This is a genomic window from Stenotrophomonas sp. AS1 (assembly GCF_048957655.1).
Lineage (GTDB): Bacteria > Pseudomonadota > Gammaproteobacteria > Xanthomonadales > Xanthomonadaceae > Stenotrophomonas > Stenotrophomonas bentonitica_A.
Genome location: NZ_JARVXM010000014.1, coordinates 1 through 5,469, shown reverse-complemented (window position 1 = coordinate 5,469; position 5,469 = coordinate 1). Strand labels below are relative to the sequence as shown.

The window sequence follows — 5,469 nt, the reverse complement described above, 5'->3', positions numbered from 1 at the left end:
TCACTTCGGTGAAACGGCCTTGAAAAAAGGTGTTGACGAGGCGGAAAAGCCGGCTATAATGGGCGGCTCGCAACGACGGAAACGTCGGGGCACACGGAGGAAGGCGCTGAGGCCGACTCCAAGGTTCTTTGACAGTATGCGCAGGTATCTTGTGAAGGCGCCTGCAGGAAGGATGATTGTCCATCTTGCAGACGTTTGATCAAGCAACATATCAATTGTTTTAAAGCAAGCGAAACGTTGCCAGCGGTCAAGCATCTGCAGCTTTAAATTTTTAGTCTTCGGACTATGCGTTTTTAAGTGAAGAGTTTGATCCTGGCTCAGAGTGAACGCTGGCGGTAGGCCTAACACATGCAAGTCGAACGGCAGCACAGTAAGAGCTTGCTCTTATGGGTGGCGAGTGGCGGACGGGTGAGGAATACATCGGAATCTACCTTTTCGTGGGGGATAACGTAGGGAAACTTACGCTAATACCGCATACGACCTTCGGGTGAAAGCAGGGGACCTTCGGGCCTTGCGCGGATAGATGAGCCGATGTCGGATTAGCTAGTTGGCGGGGTAAAGGCCCACCAAGGCGACGATCCGTAGCTGGTCTGAGAGGATGATCAGCCACACTGGAACTGAGACACGGTCCAGACTCCTACGGGAGGCAGCAGTGGGGAATATTGGACAATGGGCGCAAGCCTGATCCAGCCATACCGCGTGGGTGAAGAAGGCCTTCGGGTTGTAAAGCCCTTTTGTTGGGAAAGAAAAGCAGTCGGCTAATACCCGGTTGTTCTGACGGTACCCAAAGAATAAGCACCGGCTAACTTCGTGCCAGCAGCCGCGGTAATACGAAGGGTGCAAGCGTTACTCGGAATTACTGGGCGTAAAGCGTGCGTAGGTGGTTGTTTAAGTCTGTTGTGAAAGCCCTGGGCTCAACCTGGGAATTGCAGTGGATACTGGGCGACTAGAGTGTGGTAGAGGGTAGTGGAATTCCCGGTGTAGCAGTGAAATGCGTAGAGATCGGGAGGAACATCCATGGCGAAGGCAGCTACCTGGACCAACACTGACACTGAGGCACGAAAGCGTGGGGAGCAAACAGGATTAGATACCCTGGTAGTCCACGCCCTAAACGATGCGAACTGGATGTTGGGTGCAATTTGGCACGCAGTATCGAAGCTAACGCGTTAAGTTCGCCGCCTGGGGAGTACGGTCGCAAGACTGAAACTCAAAGGAATTGACGGGGGCCCGCACAAGCGGTGGAGTATGTGGTTTAATTCGATGCAACGCGAAGAACCTTACCTGGTCTTGACATGTCGAGAACTTTCCAGAGATGGATTGGTGCCTTCGGGAACTCGAACACAGGTGCTGCATGGCTGTCGTCAGCTCGTGTCGTGAGATGTTGGGTTAAGTCCCGCAACGAGCGCAACCCTTGTCCTTAGTTGCCAGCACGTAATGGTGGGAACTCTAAGGAGACCGCCGGTGACAAACCGGAGGAAGGTGGGGATGACGTCAAGTCATCATGGCCCTTACGACCAGGGCTACACACGTACTACAATGGTAGGGACAGAGGGCTGCAAACCCGCGAGGGCAAGCCAATCCCAGAAACCCTATCTCAGTCCGGATTGGAGTCTGCAACTCGACTCCATGAAGTCGGAATCGCTAGTAATCGCAGATCAGCATTGCTGCGGTGAATACGTTCCCGGGCCTTGTACACACCGCCCGTCACACCATGGGAGTTTGTTGCACCAGAAGCAGGTAGCTTAACCTTCGGGAGGGCGCTTGCCACGGTGTGGCCGATGACTGGGGTGAAGTCGTAACAAGGTAGCCGTATCGGAAGGTGCGGCTGGATCACCTCCTTTTGAGCAAAGACAGCATCGTCCTGTCGGGCGTCTTCACAAGTAACCTGCATTCAGAGTTTCACGTCGGCCTGGCCGATGTGGATAGTCCCGTATATGGGGCCTTAGCTCAGCTGGGAGAGCACCTGCTTTGCAAGCAGGGGGTCGTCGGTTCGATCCCGACAGGCTCCACCACACGCCGCGAGTTTATCGACGCGGTAGCAATGAGCTGAACGGACATTGGGTCTGTAGCTCAGGTGGTTAGAGCGCACCCCTGATAAGGGTGAGGTCGGTAGTTCGAGTCTACCCAGACCCACCACTCTGAATGACTAGCGCATACAAAGAATTTATTACGGATCAGCATTGTGGCTGGTACGTGTTCTTTTAAAACTTGTGACGTAGCGAGCGTTTTGAGATTCTATCTTAGACGTGTCGTGAGGCTAAGGCGGAAGACTTAAATGTCTTCTTATTAATTGAGTCGTTATATTTCGTATCTGGGCTTTGTACCCCCAGGTCATATATGTAACCCAAGGCAACTTGCGGTTATATGGTCAAGCGAATAAGCGCACACGGTGGATGCCTTGGCGGTCAGAGGCGATGAAGGACGTGGCAGCCTGCGAAAAGTATCGGGGAGCTGGCAACAAGCTTTGATCCGGTAATGTCCGAATGGGGAAACCCACCCGCTTGCGGGTATCCTGCAGTGAATACATAGCTGCTGGAAGCGAACCTGGTGAACTGAAATATCTAAGTAACCAGAGGAAAAGAAATCAACCGAGATTCCCTGAGTAGCGACGAGCGAACGGGGACTAGCCCTTAAGCTGGAATGGTTCTAGAAAAACAGCCTGGAACGGCTGGCCATAGAAGGTGATAGCCCTGTATTTAAAAGGGCCACTCCAGTGAAGACGAGTAGGGCGGGGCACGTGAAACCCTGTCTGAACATGGGGGGACCATCCTCCAAGGCTAAATACTACTGACCGACCGATAGTGAACCAGTACCGTGAGGGAAAGGCGAAAAGAACCCCGGAGAGGGGAGTGAAATAGATCCTGAAACCGTGTGCGTACAAGCAGTAGGAGCTCGAAAGAGTGACTGCGTACCTTTTGTATAATGGGTCAGCGACTTACTGTTCGTGGCAAGCTTAACCGTATAGGGGAGGCGAAGGGAAACCGAGTCTGATAAGGGCGCATAGTCGCGGGCAGTAGACCCGAAACCGGGTGATCTAGTCATGGCCAGGGTGAAGGTGCCGTAACAGGTACTGGAGGCCCGAACCCACGTCTGTTGCAAAAGACGGGGATGAGCTGTGATTAGGAGTGAAAAGCTAATCGAACCCGGAGATAGCTGGTTCTCCTCGAAAGCTATTTAGGTAGCGCCTCATATGTATCCTCTCGGGGGTAGAGCACTGTTATGGCTAGGGGGTCATCGCGACTTACCAAACCATTGCAAACTCCGAATACCGAGACGGACTGTATGGGAGACACACGGCGGGTGCTAACGTCCGTCGTGAAAAGGGAAACAACCCAGACCCACAGCTAAGGTCCCAAATTCACTGCTAAGTGGAAAACCATGTGGAAAGGCACAGACAGCCAGGAGGTTGGCTTAGAAGCAGCCACCCTTTAAAGAAAGCGTAATAGCTCACTGGTCGAGTCGGTCTGCGGGGAAGATTTAACGGGGCTAAGCAGTGAACCGAAGCTTGGGGTGTGCATATTTATATGTACGCGGTAGAGGAGCGTTCCGTAAGCCGTTGAAGGTGGATTGAGAAGTCTGCTGGAGGTATCGGAAGTGCGAATGCTGACATGAGTAACGATAATGCGGGTGAAAAACCCGCACGCCGAAAGCCCAAGGTTTCCTTGCGCAACGTTAATCGGCGCAGGGTGAGTCGGCCCCTAAGGCGAGGACGAAAGTCGTAGTCGATGGGAAGCAGGTTAATATTCCTGCACCTCGCGTAAGTGCGATGGAGGGACGGAGAAGGTTAGGTGTACCCGGCGTTGGTTGTCCGGGGGAAAGGCGGTAGGTTTGGATCTTTGGCAAATCCGGGATCCTTTAAGACCGAGCACCGAGACGAGCCTTTAAGGCGAAGTCACTGATACCACGCTTCCAGGAAAAGCTCCTAAGCTTCAGCTTACGCAGACCGTACCGTAAACCGACACAGGTGGGTAGGATGAGAATTCTCAGGCGCTTGAGAGAACTCGGGTGAAGGAACTAGGCAACATGGCACCGTAACTTCGGGAGAAGGTGCGCCCTTTTTGGTGGCTCATGCGAGCTATAGCTGAAGAGGGCCGCAGTAACCAGGCCGCTGCGACTGTTTATCAAAAACACAGCACTCTGCAAACACGAAAGTGGACGTATAGGGTGTGACGCCTGCCCGGTGCTGGAAGGTTAATTGATGGGGTCAGCCGCAAGGCGAAGCTCTTGATCGAAGCCCCAGTAAACGGCGGCCGTAACTATAACGGTCCTAAGGTAGCGAAATTCCTTGTCGGGTAAGTTCCGACCTGCACGAATGGCGTAACGACAGCGGCGCTGTCTCCACCCGAGACTCAGTGAAATTGAAATCGCTGTGAAGATGCAGCGTTCCCGTGGCAAGACGGAAAGACCCCGTGAACCTTTACTATAGCTTTACACTGAACGTTGAGTTCGTCTGTGTAGGATAGGTGGGAGGCTATGAAACCATGGCGCTAGCTGTGGTGGAGCCATCCTTGAAATACCACCCTGTCGTGCTTGACGTTCTAACCTAGGTCCATAATCTGGATCGGGGACCGTGTATGGTGGGTAGTTTGACTGGGGCGGTCTCCTCCTAAAGAGTAACGGAGGAGCTCGAAGGTACGCTCAGCGCGGTCGGACATCGCGCACTGTGTGCAAAGGCATAAGCGTGCTTGACTGCAAGATCGACGGATCAAGCAGGTAGGAAACTAGGACTTAGTGATCCGGTGGTTCTGTATGGAAGGGCCATCGCTCAACGGATAAAAGGTACTCCGGGGATAACAGGCTGATACCGCCCAAGAGTTCATATCGACGGCGGTGTTTGGCACCTCGATGTCGGCTCATCACATCCTGGGGCTGTAGTCGGTCCCAAGGGTATGGCTGTTCGCCATTTAAAGTGGTACGCGAGCTGGGTTCAGAACGTCGTGAGACAGTTCGGTCCCTATCTGCCATGGGCGTTGGAGATTTGAGAGGGGCTGCTCCTAGTACGAGAGGACCGGAGTGGACGAACCTCTGGTGTTCCGGTTGTCACGCCAGTGGCATTGCCGGGTAGCTATGTTCGGAAGCGATAACCGCTGAAAGCATCTAAGCGGGAAGCGCGCCTCAAGATGAGATCTCCCGGGGCACAAGCCCCCTGAAGGAACCATATAGACTATGTGGTTGATAGGTCAGGTGTGTAAGTACAGCAATGTATTGAGCTAACTGATACTAATGATCCGTGTGGCTTGACCATATAACCTCAAGTTGCCTTGGCCGACATGACATGTCGATAGATCCCAAGTGCACGCTACGTCACAAGACTTACGAGAGGCAGGCGCCTTATCCGTTCCTTAGGATGGCGACGCTCCAACTGTCTCCCTGGTGAAATTAGCGCTGTGGAACCACCCGATCCCATCCCGAACTCGGAAGTGAAACGCAGCTGCGCCGATGGTAGTGTGGCCTAAGCCATGCGAGAGT

At 53.4% G+C, this 5,469-nt stretch carries 1 protein-coding gene, 2 tRNA genes and 3 rRNA genes; all 6 read left to right on the top strand.

Annotated elements, in window-relative coordinates; genetic code table 11:
• On the top strand, positions 1-199 hold a 199-nt coding region (locus tag PV764_RS20180; protein WP_421117425.1), incomplete at its 5' end, for a hypothetical protein.
• Between the two features lie 95 nt (positions 200-294).
• Positions 295-1,841, top strand: a 16S ribosomal RNA gene (locus tag PV764_RS20175).
• A gap of 95 nt (positions 1,842-1,936) precedes the next feature.
• Positions 1,937-2,012, top strand: a tRNA-Ala gene (locus PV764_RS20170).
• A 47-nt stretch (positions 2,013-2,059) separates the two neighbouring features.
• Positions 2,060-2,136: transfer RNA gene (locus PV764_RS20165), tRNA-Ile, on the top strand.
• 230 nt (positions 2,137-2,366) lie between these two features.
• Positions 2,367-5,245: ribosomal RNA gene (locus PV764_RS20160) — 23S ribosomal RNA — on the top strand.
• A 124-nt stretch (positions 5,246-5,369) separates the two neighbouring features.
• Positions 5,370-5,469, top strand: a 5S ribosomal RNA gene (gene rrf / locus PV764_RS20155); the annotation flags it as partial.